19 protein-coding genes are annotated in these 17,790 nt (G+C 51.2%); 6 read left to right on the forward strand and 13 right to left on the reverse strand.

Features of this window, described 5'->3' with window-relative positions:
• Positions 1-19 precede the first annotated feature (19 nt).
• The 3 genes from CLC93_RS16980 to CLC93_RS16990 form a co-directional block, all read right to left on the reverse strand.
• Positions 20-289 carry a hypothetical protein gene (locus tag CLC93_RS16980; protein ID WP_095507189.1) on the reverse strand — a complete coding sequence of 90 codons (270 nt, stop codon included), beginning with the start codon at positions 287-289 and terminating at the stop codon, positions 20-22.
• A gap of 67 nt (positions 290-356) precedes the next feature.
• Positions 357-833, reverse strand: a complete 477-nt coding sequence (locus tag CLC93_RS16985; protein ID WP_095507190.1) for a GAF domain-containing protein — start codon at positions 831-833, stop codon at positions 357-359.
• 18 nt (positions 834-851) lie between these two features.
• Complete coding sequence (locus tag CLC93_RS16990; protein ID WP_095507191.1) at positions 852-1,154, reverse strand: YebG family protein; 303 nt, start codon at positions 1,152-1,154, stop codon at positions 852-854.
• A 116-nt stretch (positions 1,155-1,270) separates the two neighbouring features.
• On the opposite strand from CLC93_RS16990, the gene CLC93_RS16995 reads away from it, so the two are divergent.
• Genes CLC93_RS16995 through CLC93_RS17005 form a run of 3 tightly spaced genes read left to right on the forward strand, consistent with a single transcriptional unit; the run spans position 1,271 to position 5,148 of the window.
• On the forward strand, positions 1,271-1,927 hold the full coding sequence (locus CLC93_RS16995; protein WP_095507192.1) for a paraquat-inducible protein A: 657 nt from the start codon (positions 1,271-1,273) through the stop codon (positions 1,925-1,927).
• Positions 1,911-2,534 carry a paraquat-inducible protein A gene (locus CLC93_RS17000; protein WP_095507193.1) on the forward strand — a complete coding sequence of 208 codons (624 nt, stop codon included), beginning with the start codon at positions 1,911-1,913 and terminating at the stop codon, positions 2,532-2,534. The genes CLC93_RS16995 and CLC93_RS17000 overlap by 17 nt, the downstream gene beginning before the upstream one ends.
• Complete coding sequence (locus tag CLC93_RS17005; protein ID WP_095507194.1) at positions 2,521-5,148, forward strand: PqiB family protein; 2,628 nt, start codon at positions 2,521-2,523, stop codon at positions 5,146-5,148. Before CLC93_RS17000 ends, CLC93_RS17005 begins: the two co-directional genes overlap by 14 nt.
• A 26-nt stretch (positions 5,149-5,174) precedes the next feature.
• Here the strand turns inward: CLC93_RS17005 and CLC93_RS17010 are convergent, their stop codons facing one another.
• The gene (locus CLC93_RS17010) at positions 5,175-6,401 is read right to left on the reverse strand and encodes a nucleoside recognition domain-containing protein (protein ID WP_095507195.1); all 1,227 of its coding nucleotides are present in this window, start codon (positions 6,399-6,401) and stop codon (positions 5,175-5,177) included.
• A 121-nt stretch (positions 6,402-6,522) separates the two neighbouring features.
• On the opposite strand from CLC93_RS17010, the gene rsmF reads away from it, so the two are divergent.
• Positions 6,523-7,983, forward strand: a complete 1,461-nt coding sequence (gene rsmF, locus CLC93_RS17015) for a 16S rRNA (cytosine(1407)-C(5))-methyltransferase RsmF (RefSeq protein WP_095507196.1) — start codon at positions 6,523-6,525, stop codon at positions 7,981-7,983.
• A gap of 184 nt (positions 7,984-8,167) precedes the next feature.
• Here the strand turns inward: rsmF and CLC93_RS17020 are convergent, their stop codons facing one another.
• From CLC93_RS17020 to apbC, 9 genes are read right to left on the reverse strand one after another with little or no spacing between them, the layout of a single operon-like run.
• The gene (locus CLC93_RS17020) at positions 8,168-8,944 is read right to left on the reverse strand and encodes a TatD family hydrolase (RefSeq protein WP_095507197.1); all 777 of its coding nucleotides are present in this window, start codon (positions 8,942-8,944) and stop codon (positions 8,168-8,170) included.
• 45 nt (positions 8,945-8,989) lie between these two features.
• Positions 8,990-9,316: a PilZ domain-containing protein gene (locus CLC93_RS17025; RefSeq protein ID WP_095507198.1), complete on the reverse strand. Its 327-nt coding sequence runs from the start codon at positions 9,314-9,316 to the stop codon at positions 8,990-8,992.
• Positions 9,317-9,350: 34 nt separating this feature from the next.
• Positions 9,351-10,265, reverse strand: a complete 915-nt coding sequence (locus CLC93_RS17030) for a DNA polymerase III subunit delta' (protein ID WP_095507199.1) — start codon at positions 10,263-10,265, stop codon at positions 9,351-9,353.
• A gap of 5 nt (positions 10,266-10,270) precedes the next feature.
• A complete protein-coding gene (gene tmk / locus CLC93_RS17035) occupies positions 10,271-10,894 on the reverse strand; it encodes a dTMP kinase (RefSeq protein WP_095507200.1) in 624 nt (207 codons plus the stop codon).
• A complete protein-coding gene (gene mltG / locus CLC93_RS17040) occupies positions 10,891-11,904 on the reverse strand; it encodes an endolytic transglycosylase MltG (RefSeq protein ID WP_095507201.1) in 1,014 nt (337 codons plus the stop codon). The genes tmk and mltG overlap by 4 nt, the downstream gene beginning before the upstream one ends.
• Complete coding sequence (gene pabC / locus CLC93_RS17045; RefSeq protein ID WP_095507202.1) at positions 11,897-12,745, reverse strand: aminodeoxychorismate lyase; 849 nt, start codon at positions 12,743-12,745, stop codon at positions 11,897-11,899. Before pabC ends, mltG begins: the two co-directional genes overlap by 8 nt.
• A complete protein-coding gene (dcd, locus tag CLC93_RS17050) occupies positions 12,746-13,330 on the reverse strand; it encodes a dCTP deaminase (RefSeq protein WP_095507203.1) in 585 nt (194 codons plus the stop codon).
• Between the two features lie 40 nt (positions 13,331-13,370).
• A complete protein-coding gene (gene udk, locus CLC93_RS17055; protein WP_095507204.1) occupies positions 13,371-14,003 on the reverse strand; it encodes a uridine kinase in 633 nt (210 codons plus the stop codon).
• A 9-nt stretch (positions 14,004-14,012) separates the two neighbouring features.
• Entirely contained in the window at positions 14,013-15,122 is a 1,110-nt protein-coding gene (apbC, locus tag CLC93_RS17060) for an iron-sulfur cluster carrier protein ApbC (RefSeq protein WP_095507205.1), read from the reverse strand.
• Positions 15,123-15,302: 180 nt separating this feature from the next.
• Here apbC and metG point away from each other — a divergent pair, with 180 nt between their 5' ends.
• The gene (metG, locus tag CLC93_RS17065; RefSeq protein WP_095507206.1) at positions 15,303-17,354 is read left to right on the forward strand and encodes a methionine--tRNA ligase; all 2,052 of its coding nucleotides are present in this window, start codon (positions 15,303-15,305) and stop codon (positions 17,352-17,354) included.
• A 51-nt stretch (positions 17,355-17,405) separates the two neighbouring features.
• Positions 17,406-17,678 carry a hypothetical protein gene (locus CLC93_RS17070; protein ID WP_095507207.1) on the forward strand — a complete coding sequence of 91 codons (273 nt, stop codon included), beginning with the start codon at positions 17,406-17,408 and terminating at the stop codon, positions 17,676-17,678.
• Positions 17,679-17,790: the final 112 nt, after the last annotated feature.

The raw sequence follows: 17,790 nt of genomic DNA on the forward strand, positions 1-17,790 counted from the left end.
AAAGCTTAAGCCCAGACCACTAGCTTTCAACCTGGCTATACAGCCAGTCGACAAAGGCGTCTACTTCGTCTTCGTCTAACTCAGTCAACCCGGGGTTGTGTTGCCAGTAGCTCCAAACAGCTTCTAACAACTCTTCCAACAAGCCAGTGTCTATATCCTCATCGGCGCGGGCATAAACCGTATGATATATGCGGTTTAAGATATCGGCGGCAAGATCTTCCTCGCCATCCCAATCACCAATATCGAGAGGTGACACCAAATAGCTTTGAATTGAGATGAATTCTTTCATGGTCTAGATAGAGTAATTGATGCTGGCATTATATGCCGCGACTCCCACCAAGTGCCAATGCTTTTGTTTAATTAGCGGCAGATTGATTGGCTAACTGCGACAAAAGTTGCGCAATTGGCGCCAATCCATCCTGATCGGCTTGGCTAAATCGACTAAATTCTGGACTATCGATGTCGAGGACCGCCACGACTTCGCCATCAACCTTGATTGGGAGCACAATTTCCGAATTGGAGGCCGCATCGCAGGCAATGTGCCCTTCAAACTGGTGCACATCGTCAATGCGTTGGATTTCGCCGGTACGAGCAGCCGCTCCGCAAACCCCCTTGTCAAACGGGATTCGAATGCAAGCGACTTGCCCTTGAAATGGCCCCAGTACCAACTCACCGTCAACGACTCGATAAAACCCAACCCAGTTAAGACCTTCAACCTGATTAAAGATGGCCGCCGATACGTTGGCCATATTGGCCACCCAATCGGTTTCGCCATAGGTGAGTCCCGTTACTTGTTGCAACAGAAGTTCGTAATCGGTGTTGTACTGCGCCATTGTCGCTAAATCCTGTGGTTATTGATTGGACGCTGGCTTGAGTTCTGTTACGGTCGCCGCGTCAGTCTTTGACTTTTTTGGGGCCGGCTTAGCGCTTCCCCCTTTCAATAGACGGCTTAAGCTATCTTTTTCTTGGGCCAAATAAAAGGCCAAACGCTCGATGGCATCGCTATCGTCGATTATTTCACCAGCCTGCAGAAACGGAACCAAATTATCGGCAATATCTAACATCTTGTCGTAGGCATCGGCTTCCTTCTTGGACGTAAAGGTCATTTTTTCTACTCCGTCTCGAATAACGACAAACCGGGCTTCAACCGCCATGGTAATTCTCCACTGTTAATTTATACAGTATAGACTGGCATAAACCTCACCATCTGTGCAACAATGTTTTCCACAAAACATGAAACTGTCGTGGCGTTTTCAAATAAACGGTTCCAATGTCGGATAACATCAAGCAATCCAACACTCTAGCTAATGAGCAAGTGCTCTTGTGCCGCAGTTGCGACAAGGTACTGACTGTCCCTACTTTGAGTTCAGAACAAAGGGCCTATTGTCCTCGCTGTAAGACTCGAGTTCTCGATAATTCAGACTGTCCGATGCACGCCTTGCTGGCGCTATCGCTAGCCTCTTTGGTCATGTTCTTCCCCGCCAACTTTTTACCTTTGCTCGAAGTGCACTTCTTCGGAAGTATTCGCGAGGCGACCGTTACTCAAGGTGCGCTTAGCGTAATCGACCTAGGTTACTGGTTGGTCGGGGTTTCAGTTTTGATATGCGCGGTGGTTGCGCCTGGGCTGCTAATACTGTCATTGATAACTCAGGTGTTATTGATCAGTACCAAAAGGCCGCTGTCGCCGTGGCGAAAATCCCTGTTGTTAAATTTATTGCGAACACATGGGGCGCTAACTCAATTCACCATGCTTGAGATCTACTTAATCAGTTTCTTTGTGTCCGTATTCAAGCTGACGGATTTCTCCGACGTCTATTACGGGGTTGGTACCTATAGTTTTGTCGCCCTTTTTGTCTTCTTGTTTTATGCGCAAAGGGAGTACAACCCAGAACTGTTTTGGAGGCGTTACCATGAGCAATGCGGCTAACGGGCAAAGCCAAAGCCTAAAACTCTGTGTGCTGTGTCGCGCCACCAATCACGGTGACCACAGCCACTGCTATCGCTGCAAAACTCCTTTGTACTACCGCAAACCCGGCAGTTTACAAGCCAGTTGGGCGTTTTTGATCACGGCCTTTATCCTGTTGTTTCCAGCTAATTTTTTCCCCATTACTCAGCTGACTAACCAGGGCAAAGTCACTTACGACACCATTTTTACTGGGATTATGTCACTGGTCCAATCGGATATGATCCCCATCGCGATTATCGTGTTCATCGCCAGTATATTGGTGCCTTGGCTTAAAATTTTTGGGATTTTTGTAGTACTCTTAGCGATACAGCTTAAATTACCTTTATCTACCAAACAGTTAGCAGCCGCATTTAGAGTCATCGAATGGATAGGACGTTGGTCTATGTTGGACTTATTTGTTATTTCCATCATGGTAGCCATCGTCAATATGGGGCAATTACTGGACGCTAAACCAGCACCAGCAGCCACGGCCTTTGCAGCAGTAATTTTGTTTACGCAGTTGGCTGCCAAGTCGTTGGATACGCGTTTGTTATGGGATCGCATGGAAAATAAGAATGATTCAAACTGACACTCCCCAAGTGCAAAAGAAGAAACTGATCTCCCCTGTTTGGCTATTGCCAATTCTCGCTCTGATCCTCGCAGGTTACCTCGGGTTCAAAAGCTATAAAGAAGCCGGGCACCAGATCCGCATTCAGTTCCCTTCTGCTGACGGCATGGAAGTCAACAAGACTCTGGTCAAATACCAAGGTCTCACTGTAGGCAAAGTGGTAGATATCAGTTTGGCCGAAGAGTCCGGCGTTAATGTGGATGTCGTCATGGACCACAGGGTCGACGACCTACTTAACGAAGGTACAGAGTTTTGGCTGGTCGCTCCAAAGGCATCGATTACTGGGGTAGAAGGTCTGGACGCCCTCTTTTCAGGTAACTACATTTCTATGCTGCCGGGCGAAGGCAGTTCGGAAAGCTTTTTTAAAGCGCTCCCAGAAGCACCGGCTCTGCTGCCAAGCGACAACGGCATCTATGTTCGCCTGCAAACTGACCGCTTAGGCTCGATTAATATCGGCTCGCCCATAGTGTTCCAGCAGGTGCCCGTAGGACGTGTGGTCAACTATACCTTGACCTCCAAGCGCGACGTGGTGATTACCGGTTTTATCGAGCTTAAGTACACCCACTTAGTGCGCCAAGATTCGCGTTTTTGGAATGTCTCTGGAGTGAGTGCCAAAGCCGACTTGGGTGGCATTGAGGTAAAAACTGAAAGCTTGAGTACCATACTGGCGGGCGGCATCGCCTTCTCTTCACCCACAGACTCCGATTTGTACCTGCCAGCGCTGCCAAAGCGCTACCGCCTGTTTGAGAGCGAGCAAGAGAGCCTAATTAGTGGTGAGATACGCTTCTCTCAAGCTCAAGGCATTAAAGCTGGCTCGCAGATTCTGTATCGTCAAATCAGCATAGGAGAAGTCACTCAAGTCGAGTTGACCGATGACGATGTGGTTGCCACTGCCGAGATTTTCCAAGGCTATTGGGAGTTGATTAAGCAAGACAGTCAATTTTGGCGACAAGGGGCCGAGTTCAGCCTCGACGGCATTAAACACCCAGAGCGCTTGATCACAGGCGAAGCCATTGAACTTTTACCTGGTACTCAACCGCTTGAATCCCTTGACTTCAAGTTAGCCGACGCGGCACCTGAGCAAGACAATAAAAACATCGCTTTGCGTCTGTACGCTGAACAAAATCCTGGCGTAAGCGCCGGCGCCAAAATTAGCTACAAAGCCTTCCCAATTGGCGAGGTTACTAAAGTAAATCTTGCCGATGACCTGTCGCAAGTGGAAATCGCCGCCGAGATTTATCCTGAGTTCAAGCGCCTTATTGGCCCTAGCAGCTTGTTCTTGGAGAAGTCGCTGTTACAAGTCGACGCAAGCTTAGCCGGTGTTGAAGTAAGCACTGGAGACGTCACTCAGGCTTTATCTGGCGAGCTTGAGCTGATTATCGACAAAGAGTTGAAACTGGATACAAAATCAGGCTTCCCCGTATTTCGCAACCAAACTCATGCAGCGCAAACAGTTAAGCGCGCCAATTATCGCCGCATCGAATTGACCTCGGCCAACGCGGCCGACCTCGCCCCCGGCTCCAGCGTCGACTATCGCTCTATGCCAGTCGGTGAAGTTGAACGAGTTGAGTGGAATGCCAAAGCCGATCGCTTTGACGTCACCCTGGCAATTGAGCCGACCTACGCCAACTTACTCACGCCTGCAACCGTGTTCTGGCGCCACAGTGCAGTATCGGTAGAGGCCGGCCTCGATGGTATCCAAGTGGATGTAGCGCCAGTTACTACCCTACTCCATGGCGGTGTGACTTTAGGTCACCTTAGCGAAAATCCTGACAGTGCTGACAAGCATTTGTACTCTGACCAAGCCAGTGCCATGGCCCAAATGCAAAGTGCCCGCATTCGCTTTGACGTCGACCACGAATTTAAGCTGGGTAATCCGGTTAAATACCAAGGCTTTGAAATTGGCAAAATCGCCAACATAGAACTGAGTCCAGATCTGCAAAGTCAGTTTGTCAGCGTGGACATTCAAGGCCAGTATGCCGAGCAATTCTTTACTCAAGGTACCCGTTTCTACCCGGTAAGCGCAGAAATCGGTTTAGGCGGGGTTGAGAACCTAGCCACTTTGATTACTGGAAGCTACATTGGTGCCATTCCTGGTGAGGGCCCTGCGACCAAAGAGTTCTTCGGGCTGGGCAACGCGCCAGTTTCAAGCCATTACTTACCTGGACTCAACATATACCTGAGTCACCAAAGTTTGGGCTCGGTCAAAGTAGGAACTCCCATCGTATATCGCGGCATTGCGATTGGTGCCGTGAGTCACTATCAACTCAACGACCAAGCCAATGGCCTAAATATTCTGGTGAACATTCAACCTGAGTTTACTCACTTAGTGAATAAAACCAGCCGATTCTGGAACTTGTCTGGAGTAGTGTTTGAGTTGGGGCTGTTTTCGGGTGCCAAACTTGAGGCCGGCTCGCTCGACACCATTTTGGCAGGCGGAATTGGGGTTGCTACTCGGGAGTCAAATCAAATCGACAACCAACTTAGCGATGGCGACCAATTGCGATTGCGCGAGCGCGTCCAAAGCGAGTGGTTGAACTGGAAGCCTGAGCTGAGCCCCTTGTCTGAGAATTAGTCTCAGCCCTAGGCATTAGTTTTAATTTAGCCGTAAAACCAATAGGCGGTCGCAATGGCCGCCAAGATCCCTGCCGCATCAGCGGCCAGTCCACAGGCAACCGCATGGCGACCGTTGCGAATACCCACAGCGCCAAAGTACACCGCCAAGACATAAAAAGTGGTTTCGGTTGAACCTTGGAAAATCGCTGCCAGTCGCCCCGCAAACGAATCCACTCCATAGTGTTGCATGGTTTCGAGCATCAAGGCGCGTGCACCTGAACCACTAAAGGGTTTCATCAATCCGGTTGGCAGCGCATCGATAAAACGCAAATCCCAACCGGTGGGATTGAGCACCCACACCAAGGCGCTCAACAGACCATCAAGCGCCCCTGAGGCGCGAAACACCCCTATCGCCAGTAACATGGCCACCAAATAAGGGATCAGCTTAATCGCCTGGTCAAAGCCCTGCTTAGCGCCTTCTAAAAAGAGATCGTAAATCGGCAGTTTGCGCGCACCGGCGACCAGCACAAAAGCAAACACCAAAGACAGTAACAGTCCATTGCCGGTCAAGGCTGAGAAGTGGTTGAGCTCATCCACGGTTAAGGTGGCCAAGTACATGACAAACGCCGCCATGGTCGCCACACCAAAGGCCAAATAGCCCATGATCACCGCTTGCATCAGATTCAAACGCTGCACCCAGGCCACGCAGGCCAAGCCCACCAAAGTGGAGCAAAAGGTACTCAGCAGAATCGGTAAAAACACCGCGGCGGGGTCTTCCGCGCCTTGTTGCGCGCGATACAAAAAAATGGTGACCGGCAGTATGGTCACCGCCGAAGTATTAAGGACCAAAAACAGGATTTGCGCGTTACTCGCGGAGCTAGGGCTCGGGTTTAGGCTTTGTAGGTCCTGCATGGCCTTAAGCCCTAAAGGGGTCGCGGCGTTATCCAACCCAAGCGCGTTGGCAGTTAGGTTCATAGTGATACTGCCGTAGGCTTTGTGTCCTTTGGGCACCTCTGGCATTAGGCGGCTCAATAGAGGTTCAAGCACCCTTGCCAGCAGTGCCACCATACCCGACGCCTCGCCCAAGCGCATAAGGCCCAGCCACAGAGTAAGCACACCAACAAGCCCCAGCGCGATTTCAGCGCTTAACTTGGCCATAGAGAAACACGCGGCCACCACATCCGGCACCACTTGGGTATTACCTAATCCCAGCTGGATCACAATGCTTATTGCCGCTATCGCAAACAGCCCAAACCAAATTCGATTAAGCACACATCTTCCCTGTTATTGTTTTATTGGGCATCGACCTAACACAGACACCCACCATTAATTGCGAGTGTAACCAATCGTTTGGCGCAATCCCAGCGCGCCGTGGTTACTGTGTGGACTCGCTATGATAAACTTTGCCCACTTTAATTTTCAGCGAGTCTCCCGCGTGACCACCGCTCCGTTAAATCCGCACTTTCTAGCGCACATAGAAACCATAATGCCCGAGCACTTATCCATGGACGAGTTCGTGGATTACTGTCAGCGCCCTTTGCGCAAGGCCATTCGAGTTAACACCTTGAAAATCAGTGTCGATGATTTTATCGAGAGAATGTCTGAACGGGGATGGCAACTGGCTCCTGTGCCCTGGTGCGATTGCGGCTTTTGGCTCAGCGGTGAGGACCAAACCCAGTCGATTGCGAATTTACCTGAGCACTTAAGTGGCTTGTTTTACATTCAAGAAGCCAGCTCCATGATGCCACCCAGCGCCCTCTTTAAAGATTTACCTGAGGTTGAGCGCTTATTGGATGTGGCTTCGGCACCCGGCTCGAAGACCACCCAAATCGCGGCCCTGATGAACAATCAAGGGGTGCTGGTCGCCAATGAGTACTCTGCCAGTCGCATCAAAGGTCTGTATGGAAACCTGCAGCGGCTAGGCATCAAGAACACAGTGCTGACCAACTTCGACGGTCATGTGTTCGGACACTACATGTACGAGTGCTTTGACGCCATTCAACTGGATGCACCCTGTGGCGGAGAAGGCACCATCCGCAAGGACAAATCAGCGCTGGACAATTGGGGACAAGCGCATATTGACGCTATCGCCCAGGTGCAAAAAGGACTGATGCTATCGGCGTTTCGCGCCCTTAAAGTGGGCGGTGAAATGGTGTACTCCACCTGCACCTTGAATCATCAGGAAAACCAAGAGGTGTGCGCCTACCTCAAGGACACCTTTGGCGAAGCAGTGGAATTCGTTTCCCTTAGCGGACTATTTGAAGGCTGCGAAAAAGCGCTAACCCCAGAGGGCTTTTTGCACATTTGGCCGCAGATCTTTGATAGCGAAGGTTTCTTTGTGGCGCGCATTCGCAAAACCGCTTCAGTGCCTGAGAGTGATGAAACGACCCGCCCTATCGGAAAGCTCCCGTTTAAACCGGCTTCCCGAAAGCAGGTACAGCTAATTAGTCAGTACTTTAGCCAACAGTTTGGTATCGATTTAGCTGGGCAAGGGGTCATCTACATCCGCGAGCAAGAATTTTGGCTGTTCCCCGAAGCCTTTGAACCACTAATAGGTAAAGTGCGCTTCGGTCGGATTGGAATTCGCCTAGCGGATCAACTGAAAAAAGGATTTAAAACTCATCACGACGCGGTTATGGCCTTGGCAAAACCGAACGAACTGAGTGCTCAGGTGAACGCCGAGGGTGCTAAAACCTACTTAATGGGAAGAGATGTTCCAATCGACACAACTCTGCCGCCAGGTGAGTGTATTGTGGTGTTTGAAGACCAGGTTTTGGGCCTCGCTAAACCCGTAGCAAAGCGCCTCAAAAACAATCTACCAAGGGAATTGGTGCGCGATCGAATTAGCAATTAAGTTTTTTGCGATATTTTTTGCTGAATTTTCTAGCATTCGCAGAATCTTATACTAGACTCTTTCATTAGCGCACGGCTCCTCAGCGAGCCATTCCCCTAGCCCAGAACACCGGACTCGTTCTGGGCCATTTTTTTTCTAGCCCCCCAGAAATCGATTTCCGCTTCCACGTTTGAATTGGGACGCTTTAGTTTGCTGCGAGTTTGAAGAGATTAAAGTAGTTAGCCGTGGTTTGCTGAGCCAGCGCTTCAAGGCGCTCACCGCGAAGATCCGCAAGGAATTGGGCCAAATCGGCAACAAACGCCGGTTGGTTTTCTTTGCCGCGATGTGGCACTGGCGCCAAATACGGCGAATCCGTCTCAATTAACAATCGATCTAATGGGATTTGTTTGGCCACTGCCTGTAATTCTTTGGCGTTTTTAAAGCTAACAATGCCAGACATAGAGATGTACATACCCAAATCTAGCGCCGCTTTGGCCATTTCCCAGTTCTCGGTAAAGCAGTGCAACACACCACCGCACTGCTCGACACCACCGTCCTTCAACAGCTGAATCGTGTCTTCACGGGCATCGCGGGTGTGCACAATGACAGGCTTGTCTAACTCCACCGCCAAACCGATTTGGGCAGTGAAATACTCTTGTTGAGTGTCTTTGGAATCTTTGGAGTAGTAGTAATCAAGCCCTGTCTCACCAATGGCCACCACATTTGCCGCACTGGCTTGTTGCCGAAGCAGTTCAATGTCTAGCCCATCGTCCACATCTAATGGGTGAACTCCAGCCGACAGCGATACGCCCTCAAGTCCGGCGACCATGTCCTTCATCGACTCAAATTCGCTTTGGCACACACTAACGCACAAAAAGTGGTTTACACCTCGGGAACGGGCGCCCTCGAGTAGCTTGGCGACTGAGTCGCGATCCGGGGCATTCTTAAGGCGATTTAGGTGACAATGAGAGTCGACGAACATGCTCGTCCTCGTAAAGGCTAAAAAATGAAAGTGCGAGGATACCAGTTAAATGGTAGAGGTCAACTCGCCAGAGCTCAGCTTGGCGGCCAGTAGATTCTCGATTTGGCTCTTGTGCAGTTCCACATCGCTATCGATGCGAACACCAATTCCTTGGGGTCGACCACCTTGAGCACCGAGGGGATTAATCCAGCACACAGTGCCTTGGAACTCATGGGTAGTGGCGGAGCCAGGCAGACGGTAAGCAATGCTCACCTTTTGCTCCATTTGGTAGGACTCGCGAGTAGTAATAAACAGACCAGCGGGAGAAATGAACGGCATATAAGCACGGTATAAGTGTTCCACCGTTTCAAAATTTGCCAATAGTTCTGCCATAAATCTCTCTTAAAAAGTCTCTCGAATGCTGGCTTTATTGCTTCGCCGCTTGCTGATAGTCTAAAACGAGTCTGGTACATAATGCCACATAATTCACACTTGGCATATGAGCAAGCTGTTGGCGTACCTGAGATATTTCGCTGATCAGTGCCGACAAACGATTGGCGAATGCGCGCTGACTAGCGAGGATAGAACCCATCTTTTTCGATATCAACCAATGCAACACGTGCAGGCTGTCGGCGGGCTGGTCTTGAGTGTACTGGCACAGAGTGGCGGAGACCTGCCCTTTGGCCAGCGCATTTGACCACTCTTTACGGGCGCTTTGCAGTTGCTCTAAGCGCTCTTGTCCTTGCTGTTGCAACATAGCGTATGGGCCACCGAGCACGTCATAGGTCCAACCCACAGTATTCCAATCGACACCTTGGTTTTGCAACCAGTCGCGGCTTTGGGCTTTGCTGACTTGCGTCAGCGCCACATTCTGGCAACGGCTGCGAATGGTGGCGGGTAGCAATCCCGCTTTGGCAGAGGCCAACACAATAAAACAGTTGGCCGCTGGCTCTTCCAAGGTTTTAAGGAGCGCATTGGCCGCCGCGTGATTGAGCTGTTCCGCTTGCCAGATAATCGCTACTCGAGCGCCACCTTGTTGGGCGGTTTTTGACAGAGCACTGGTAAGCTCGCGAATTTGGTCAACCTTGATTTGGTTGCCATCGGCTTTGATTGAGTAGGCATCCGGGTGGGTGCCCGCTGCTAACAAGTGGCAACTCTTACACTGGCCACACGCGTTACCGTTTAAGCACAACAGACCTTGCAACAACCGATTTAACAGCACCTCAGCGCCCTGCTCCTTTGACAGAGGCAGCAACAAAGCATGGGCCAGTTGGCCTTCATGGGCTTGCGCGAGCAATTTGTTGAGCGTTGGCTCTAACCAGGGCGCCAAAGGTTGTTGCATGGGCTCTATGCTCCTAAGTGGGCGTTTAAGCTGTCGCGAATTTGTGCGGTTACCACTTCAAGCTCGCGTCCTGCATCTATGGTCACTATGCTGTCATCCGCAGCCGCTAGTCGCAAGTAGGCTTCACGAGTGCGCTCAAAGAAGTCCAACGCCTGGCGCTCAATTCGGTCTAGCTCACCGCGGCCCGCGGCACGGGCTAACCCTTGCGCTGGGTCAATGTCCATATACAGGGTCAAGTCCGGCTTAAAGCCTTGCAAAGTCACATCACTAATATCATCCACCAGTTTGCCCAACTTTCGGCCGCCACCTTGATAGGCGCGGGAGCTAAGGTCGTGGCGATCACCGATAACCCAAGTGCCTTTGGCTAACGCGGGCTTGATAAGATTATCTACCAGTTGCGCACGAGCAGCGTACATCAACAAACACTCGGCGGTATCGCTGAGCGGATCGCCATCCACTTCTTCTTTGGTGATAGCGCGAATGCGCTCCGCCACAGGTGTACCACCAGGCTCGCGAGTGGTGATGACATCGGTAATGCCATGGGACTCAAGTACCGCTTTTACGGTAGCGATTGCGGTGGATTTGCCGGCGCCTTCTAGGCCTTCGATGACGATGAACTGTGCTTTCACTTTCGGGTTCTCAAATACTCTCGGACCGCCTTGTTGTGGTCCGCTAAATTCTTAGAAAAGGTGTGGCCGCCCTTGTTGTTGGCGACAAAATACAAATAATCGACGTCAGCAGGATGTGCGGCTGCTTCTAGCGACGCCAAACTCACACTGGAAATCGGTGTTGGTGGCAGGCCATCGATGCGATAGGTGTTGTAAGCGGTCTTCTCATGTAGGTGGGCTCGAGTGATGTCCCCTTGATAGCGCTCGCCCAATCCGTAAATCACGGTAGGATCGGTTTGCAAGCGCATGCCTTTGTTGAGTCGGTTAACGAAAACCGCGGCGACCCAGTCTCGCTCGGAATCCAGCGCCGTCTCTTTTTCGATGATTGAGGCCAAAATCAGCAGTTCGTAAGGACTTTTAAGCGGCAGCTCAGGATCGCGCTCACTCCACACTCGCTCTAGGTGAGCTTGCAGAGTTTTGTGTGCTCGCTTAAACAATCTGAGATCCGAGTAGCCTTTAGTGAACTGATAGGTAGACGGGAAGAACCAGCCCTCTGGGTTGTCCTGCTCAATGCCCAAGGCCTTAGCCAGCGCTTGTGGTGATTCGACCTCGGCAGTGATACCAACCGTTTCGCGTAATTGTGCCAACCATTCGCGCAGATTACCGCCTTCAACCAAAGTGACTGAAAACTGCTTTTGCTTACCGTCCACCAGCAGGCGCATCACATCTAACAGACTTTGCCCTGGGGTTAACTCGTACCAACCGGTTTTGATGCGCGCCAATTCTGGATGCAGCTTTAACAGTATCTGACTGGAGTAATCCGCTAGCAAGCCGTCCGCTTTGTACCAGCCATTTCGACCGAGAGTGTTTAGAACTTGGTAACCCGACTGCCCCGCCGCTACTTCAAACTCAGTGGTTTGCTCAATCGCCAAGGGTTTAGCAAAACTTTGTTGTACCTGCCAAAGGGCATAGCCCGCAGCCACCACGGCTAAGGTGATGCCAAGTAGAACCCAGCGTAACCACTTAAGCATGGGGTTGCGCCTCGAGTTTATTGATCTCCTCGCGTAGGCGTTCAGCCCATGAAAGACTGTCGAATTGATACGGGCCGATGCGGTTTACCCCAATCACCGACGCCAATGCGTTGGTGTAGAGCGCGGCCGACATGTCGGAGAGTTGGCTAGGATTGATGGGGCTAACGTCAATATTGAGCTTACAAGCAATCGCCGCGCGCATTAATTGATAACGCATGACACCGGCGATCCCCGCCTGATTCACAGGTGGCAAATACAAAGTGTCTTTTTTTATAAACGCCAAATTGCCGCTAGCGGCGCCGACGATATTACCTTGAGTATCACGTGTCATGAACTCAGGCTCGTCACCGTACCAGGCTTGGCGCAGCAAGACTTGCTCGAGGCGATTTAAATGTTTGATGCCTGCAGTAATCGGCTGTTGTCCTAAGGGCGTTGAGTGGATACCCAGCTCAAGGCCATTTGCCTTCCAGCTTTGATAGTCCGGGTAGTCGTGAAGGGAGACAATGCATTGAGGCTCGCAAGGATTTGGCGGCGCATAACCACGCCCGCCTTCACCACGGGTGATGATCACTTTGATCACCACAGGCTCAGCAGCAGAGGGTAATTGGCGTTTAATAAAACGTCCGTGAGGGGCAAACCAAGCATCGAAGGCGTGGCGATCGGCAAACAGGCCTAAGCGCAAACTGGCGTCGCACAAGCGCGCTTGATGCGCTGGCCACCAGCACAAACGTCCGTTGGCGGCGCGTACTGTGGTAAATACCCCGTCGCCGTAGGCCAAGCCGCGATCCAGTGGCGATACACTCGCCGCCTCGCCGTTGACCCACGCCCTTGCTTTGCTCACTTAGTCGTCCTGACTGATTCGGCTTGCAACCGCTGACTGCTGGTTCTTGTACTTGGCGTTGTCGCGTTGGTTGTAAGGACGTGCGCAAGGACGATTCAATCGTTCGAAGTTCAAAGCGCCAATAGACATGCCTGGACGAAGAGCCAGTGGCAATTTGCCCGAGTTGTAGAACTCCAACACAATTTTGCCAGACCAGCCGGGATCGATTCGATGAGCGGTTACGTGAACCATAAGACCCAAGCGAGCTAGGGATGAACGGCCATCAAGCCAACCAACGATATCCGCAGGTAGCGTCACCGACTCATAAGTCACGGCTAACGCCAGCTGTCCTGGGTGCAAGAAAAAAGCCTCACCATCGGCGATTTCAATCTCGTCGCTCATGACACTATCCAGCGCTTTTTGCACTTCGGCGCGCGGGCCACTTAGGTCGATAAAAGCGGCAGTGTGGTCTTGGAACACGCGAAACTGGTTGCCCAGTTTAACGTCACAACTTACACCGTTAATGGCATCAGCCGCCGGTGGTGGCTCAATGGTCAGGGTGCCATTGGCCAAGCATTCCTCGATTTCGGTATCGGTTAAGCGCATCGGAACTTCTCTGTCTTGTGTTTTTAGTCTGGAAACGTTTTTAGTCTAACAAGTGCTTAATGCGGGATTTCAGCATATCAATGGCGATACGGTTTTTACCACCCCGAGGCACGATAATATCAGCGTATTGTTTTGAGGGATCAATAAATTGCATAAACATAGGGCGAACCGTTTTCTTGTATTGCTTGATCACTGACTCCATGGTGCGCCCGCGCTCTTGAATGTCGCGTTTTAGACGGCGCAACAGACAAATATCCAGCGGTGTATCCATAAACACAGAGGCCTGGATAAGCTCCCGCAGTTTCGGGTTAGTCAGCAACAAAATGCCCTCGAGAATGATCACCTTCTTAGGGGTTAGATGACGAACCTCGTCGGTTCGGGTGTGCTCCGAGTAGCTATAGCTTGGAATGTCTACCGCCTCGCCTTGTTGCAAAGCACTTAAATGCTCTGCCAACAAGTCGTGGTCCATGGCACTCGGGTGGTCATAGTTGGTTTTCACCCGCTCATCCATGGTCAGATGCGACTGGTCCTTGTAGTAGCAGTCTTCGTTGATCACCGCGATCTGGTCCGTATCCAGATCCCTTAGCAGCTCTTTGTAGATGGTATTGGCCAACAGGCTCTTACCCGAGGCGGAAGCGCCGGCTACGGCAATAATAATGCGCTCTTGTGACATACTCAGTGCCTACTCTTCGGTAATTTCGATTGATAAAGTGGCGTTACTGCCCAGTTTTACCAACTCGGCACTGGCTTGGCGGGCGATCGCTTTGTACAGCGCGCTCACATCGCCATCTGGGTCCGCTACCAAGGTAGGGTTGCCGTTATCCACTTCATTGCGAATTTGAGTATTTAACGGCAAACGGCCCAATAGCGGCACCTTGTAGCGCTTGGCGATATTCAGACCGCCGTCTTCACCGAAGATATGGTCTTTGTTGCCACACTCAGGGCACAAGTAGAAACTCATGTTTTCGACAATACCCAACACAGGAATGTTGGTTTTGTTGAACATGGTGATGCCCTTCTTAGCATCAGCAGTGGCAATGTCTTGAGGCGTGGTGACGACCACAGCGCCCGAAACCGGCACGTGCTGGCTCAGACTCAACTGAATATCACCTGTGCCCGGTGGCATGTCTACTACCAAGTAGTCCAACTCAGGCCACTCGGTTTCTTTGATAAGCTGGCCTAAAGCACCGGCGGCCATAGGACCGCGCCACACCGCCGCTTGCTCGTCTTGAATCATAAAGCCAATGGATTGAGCTGTAATCCCGTGGGCATACGCCGCCGACATGGTTTTGCCGTCAGCAGAAGTCGGGCGGAAGTCTTGCACGCCTAACATGATTGGCACTGATGGGCCGTAGATGTCCGCATCCAAAATACCGACTTTGGCACCTTCAGCAGCTAGCGCCAGGGCAAAGTTAACCGCAGTGGTGGATTTACCCACGCCACCTTTACCGGAAGACACTGCAATCACGTGCTTGATATTGTCGATTTTGCTGGCTTTATCGTTGAACTGGGCCTTTGGCGGTTGGAAATCAATCTCGCAGGACACTTCGTCAATGGCATCTATCACTACAAGCGCTTTGGTGATCGACATGACGCGGTCGCGATAGGTGCTCACACAAGTGTAGGGATAGCACAGACCCAGCTGCAGCTGCTTACCTTCAAGGCCGAGTTTCACTACGATGCCGGCGTCCACAAGACCCTGTTCTAGGTAGGGGTCTTGTTGTTGATTCAGTACAGCCAGTACGGGCGCGAGTAATTCTGGGGCGAGTTGGAAATCTTGTTGTTGTGACACCGGGAGCTCTCTCGTTGGCGAATTTTTCCTTATTGTACAGATAAATTTTCTGACTCGCCCTTAAAAACGCATACAAAAGCGTCATTTGCACCTTTGCCGGATGCAAAGCGCCGCTGCTTGAGTTAGTATTTGGCGATCTATTGAACATTTCATTTCAACTCCAGAGTTTGTCGACACACCATGACTCAAGCATCCAGAAAAATCTTAGTCACTAGCGCCCTGCCTTACGCCAATGGTCCAATCCATTTGGGGCACATGCTGGAATACATTCAGACCGACATTTGGTCGCGTTTTCAAAAGCTGCGTGGTCACGAGTGCCATTACATCTGCGCCGACGATGCCCACGGCACGCCAATCATGCTCAAAGCACAGCAGCTGGGAATTACGCCAGAAGAAATGATTGCTCAGGTGAACAAAGAGCACCAGGCGGACTTTGCTGACTTCGGTGTTGGCTTTGATAACTATCACAGTACTCACTCAGAAGAGAACCGCGCCTACTCGTCTGAGATTTACCTAAAGCTCAAAGAAAATGGTCACATCAAAACCAAGACCATTGCTCAGTTGTTTGACCCTGAAAAAGAAATGTTCCTGCCGGATCGCTTCGTTAAGGGCACCTGCCCTAAGTGTAAGAGCGAAGACCAGTACGGCGACAACTGCGATAACTGTGGTGCCACCTACTCGCCAACCGAACTGATTAACCCGAAATCAGCGGTATCTGGCGCAACTCCTGTGATGAAAGAAACCGAGCACTTCTTCTTTGATTTGCCGGCCTTTGAAGACATGCTAAAAGCTTGGACCCACTCGGGCTCTTTGCAAGAAGAGATGGCCAACAAGCTCAACGAATGGTTTGAGCAAGGTCTGCAGCAGTGGGACATCACTCGCGACAGCCCGTACTTTGGCTTTGAAATTCCAGGCGCCCCTGGCAAGTACTTTTACGTATGGCTAGACGCGCCAATCGGTTACATGGGTTCGTTTAAGAACTTGTGCGACCGTCGCGACGACCTGAACTTCGATGATTTCTGGGGCAAAGACTCAGACGCTGAGGTGTATCACTTCATCGGTAAAGACATCGTCTACTTCCACAGTTTGTTCTGGCCAGCAATGCTTGAAGGCGCGGGTTTCCGCAAGCCTAACGCGGTATTTGCCCACGGCTATGTAACAGTGAACGGCGCCAAGATGTCCAAGTCTAAGGGCACCTTCATCAAGGCTCGCACCTACCTAGACAACCTTCAGCCTGAGTACCTGCGTTATTACTACGCGGCCAAGCTGAACTCGCGCATCAACGACTTGGACTTGGACCTAGAAGACTTTGTTCAGCGCGTGAATTCTGATCTTATCGGTAAGCTGGTTAACATCGCTTCTCGTACCGCGGGCTTTATCACCAAGCGCTTTGACGGCAAGTTGGCCGACAAAGTCGAAGACGAGCACATTTTGCAACACTGCATCGACAAGCAAGCGGTTATCGCTGACTTGTACGAGCAGCGCGAATTCTCTAAAGCCATGCGCGAAGTGATGGCACTGGCGGATATGGCCAATGCTTATATCGCTGAGCAAGCCCCATGGAAACTGGCCAAAGACGACGCCACTTTAGAGCAAGCCCACCAGGTTTGTACTCTAGCGCTTAGCATCTTCAAGGTACTAGTGACCTACTTGAAGCCAGTACTTCCTACCCTTGCCAAGGACGTGGAAGATTTCCTTGACGTCGAGCTGACCTGGAAAGACTTGGACGCTCGTTTGTTTGGTAAAGCCATCAACCCGTTTAAGGCTCTGATGCAACGCATCGATCCAAAGCACGTTGAAGCCATGGTTGAACAATCGAAAGAAAACTTGGAAGCCAGCGTTGTTGCACCGGCCGAAGCCGAGGAAGAAGCAGCTAAAGGTCCTTTGGCTGACGACCCGATTGCGGATGAAATCCAGTTCGACGATTTTGCCAAAATTGACCTTCGCATTGCCCGCATCGCCAAAGCCGAGCACGTAAAAGAAGCCAACAAGCTGTTGCGCTTGGAGCTAGACCTTGGCGGCGAAACCAAGCAAGTGTTTGCTGGTATCAAGTCGGCCTACTCTCCAGAAGATCTGGAAGGTAAGCTAACTGTGATGGTAGCGAACCTTGCCCCGCGTAAAATGCGCTTTGGTGTTTCAGAAGGCATGGTTCTAGCCGCAGGCCCTGGTGGTAAGGATTTGTGGATCCTCGAACCGCACGAAGGCGCTCAGCCGGGTATGCGCGTTAAGTAAGTGATTTGAGGCCCAACCTAGCGTTGGGCCTTTTTAATTCTCAGGATAAGCATGAGCTACGACGCTAAGAGCATTCGCATTCTGCGCGATGATGAAATTCGCAACACCATTCCATTCGAGCTTATCGGCTCGGTGGCGGCGGATTATGGCGTGTCCCCTAGCTGTGTGCGCAAAGCCTGGGAAGCGGCGCATATCGTGGGTGTGGATTTTGAACACTATGTACAACGCTACCTAAAGGGCGATAAGTCCATCGACAAAATTCCTGAATTTGAGCGCACCTACTTTGAGTTGATGAAAGCCGAAGTGAATCGCGCTAGACGTTAACTTTGCAACAGCTTTTCGGAAATATTGCAGCCAACACCCACGCCCGTCATTTCCGCGAAGTCCCGACCGTCATTACCGCGCAGGCGGTAATCTACCCAACCGCGAACAGCAG

It is taken from the genome of Paraferrimonas sedimenticola (genome assembly GCF_002282855.1).
Classification (GTDB): domain Bacteria; phylum Pseudomonadota; class Gammaproteobacteria; order Enterobacterales; family Shewanellaceae; genus Paraferrimonas; species Paraferrimonas sedimenticola.

What these genes read in the sequence shown, in the direction of transcription:
- CLC93_RS16995 (WP_095507192.1), top strand. Translation starts at nt 1,271, where the DNA reads ATGTCGGATAACATCAAGCAATCCAACACTCTAGCTAATGAGCAAGTG.
- CLC93_RS17030 (WP_095507199.1), bottom strand. Translation starts at nt 10,265, where the DNA reads ATGCAACAACCTTTGGCGCCCTGGTTAGAGCCAACGCTCAACAAATTG.
- metG (WP_095507206.1), top strand. Translation starts at nt 15,303, where the DNA reads ATGACTCAAGCATCCAGAAAAATCTTAGTCACTAGCGCCCTGCCTTAC.
- CLC93_RS17005 (WP_095507194.1), top strand. Translation starts at nt 2,521, where the DNA reads ATGATTCAAACTGACACTCCCCAAGTGCAAAAGAAGAAACTGATCTCC.
- CLC93_RS17070 (WP_095507207.1), top strand. Translation starts at nt 17,406, where the DNA reads ATGAGCTACGACGCTAAGAGCATTCGCATTCTGCGCGATGATGAAATT.
- udk (WP_095507204.1), bottom strand. Translation starts at nt 14,003, where the DNA reads ATGTCACAAGAGCGCATTATTATTGCCGTAGCCGGCGCTTCCGCCTCG.
- CLC93_RS16980 (WP_095507189.1), bottom strand. Translation starts at nt 289, where the DNA reads ATGAAAGAATTCATCTCAATTCAAAGCTATTTGGTGTCACCTCTCGAT.
- rsmF (WP_095507196.1), top strand. Translation starts at nt 6,523, where the DNA reads ATGATAAACTTTGCCCACTTTAATTTTCAGCGAGTCTCCCGCGTGACC.
- mltG (WP_095507201.1), bottom strand. Translation starts at nt 11,904, where the DNA reads ATGCTTAAGTGGTTACGCTGGGTTCTACTTGGCATCACCTTAGCCGTG.
- CLC93_RS17025 (WP_095507198.1), bottom strand. Translation starts at nt 9,316, where the DNA reads ATGGCAGAACTATTGGCAAATTTTGAAACGGTGGAACACTTATACCGT.
- CLC93_RS16985 (WP_095507190.1), bottom strand. Translation starts at nt 833, where the DNA reads ATGGCGCAGTACAACACCGATTACGAACTTCTGTTGCAACAAGTAACG.
- dcd (WP_095507203.1), bottom strand. Translation starts at nt 13,330, where the DNA reads ATGCGCTTAACCGATACCGAAATCGAGGAATGCTTGGCCAATGGCACC.
- CLC93_RS17020 (WP_095507197.1), bottom strand. Translation starts at nt 8,944, where the DNA reads ATGTTCGTCGACTCTCATTGTCACCTAAATCGCCTTAAGAATGCCCCG.
- CLC93_RS17000 (WP_095507193.1), top strand. Translation starts at nt 1,911, where the DNA reads ATGAGCAATGCGGCTAACGGGCAAAGCCAAAGCCTAAAACTCTGTGTG.
- CLC93_RS16990 (WP_095507191.1), bottom strand. Translation starts at nt 1,154, where the DNA reads ATGGCGGTTGAAGCCCGGTTTGTCGTTATTCGAGACGGAGTAGAAAAA.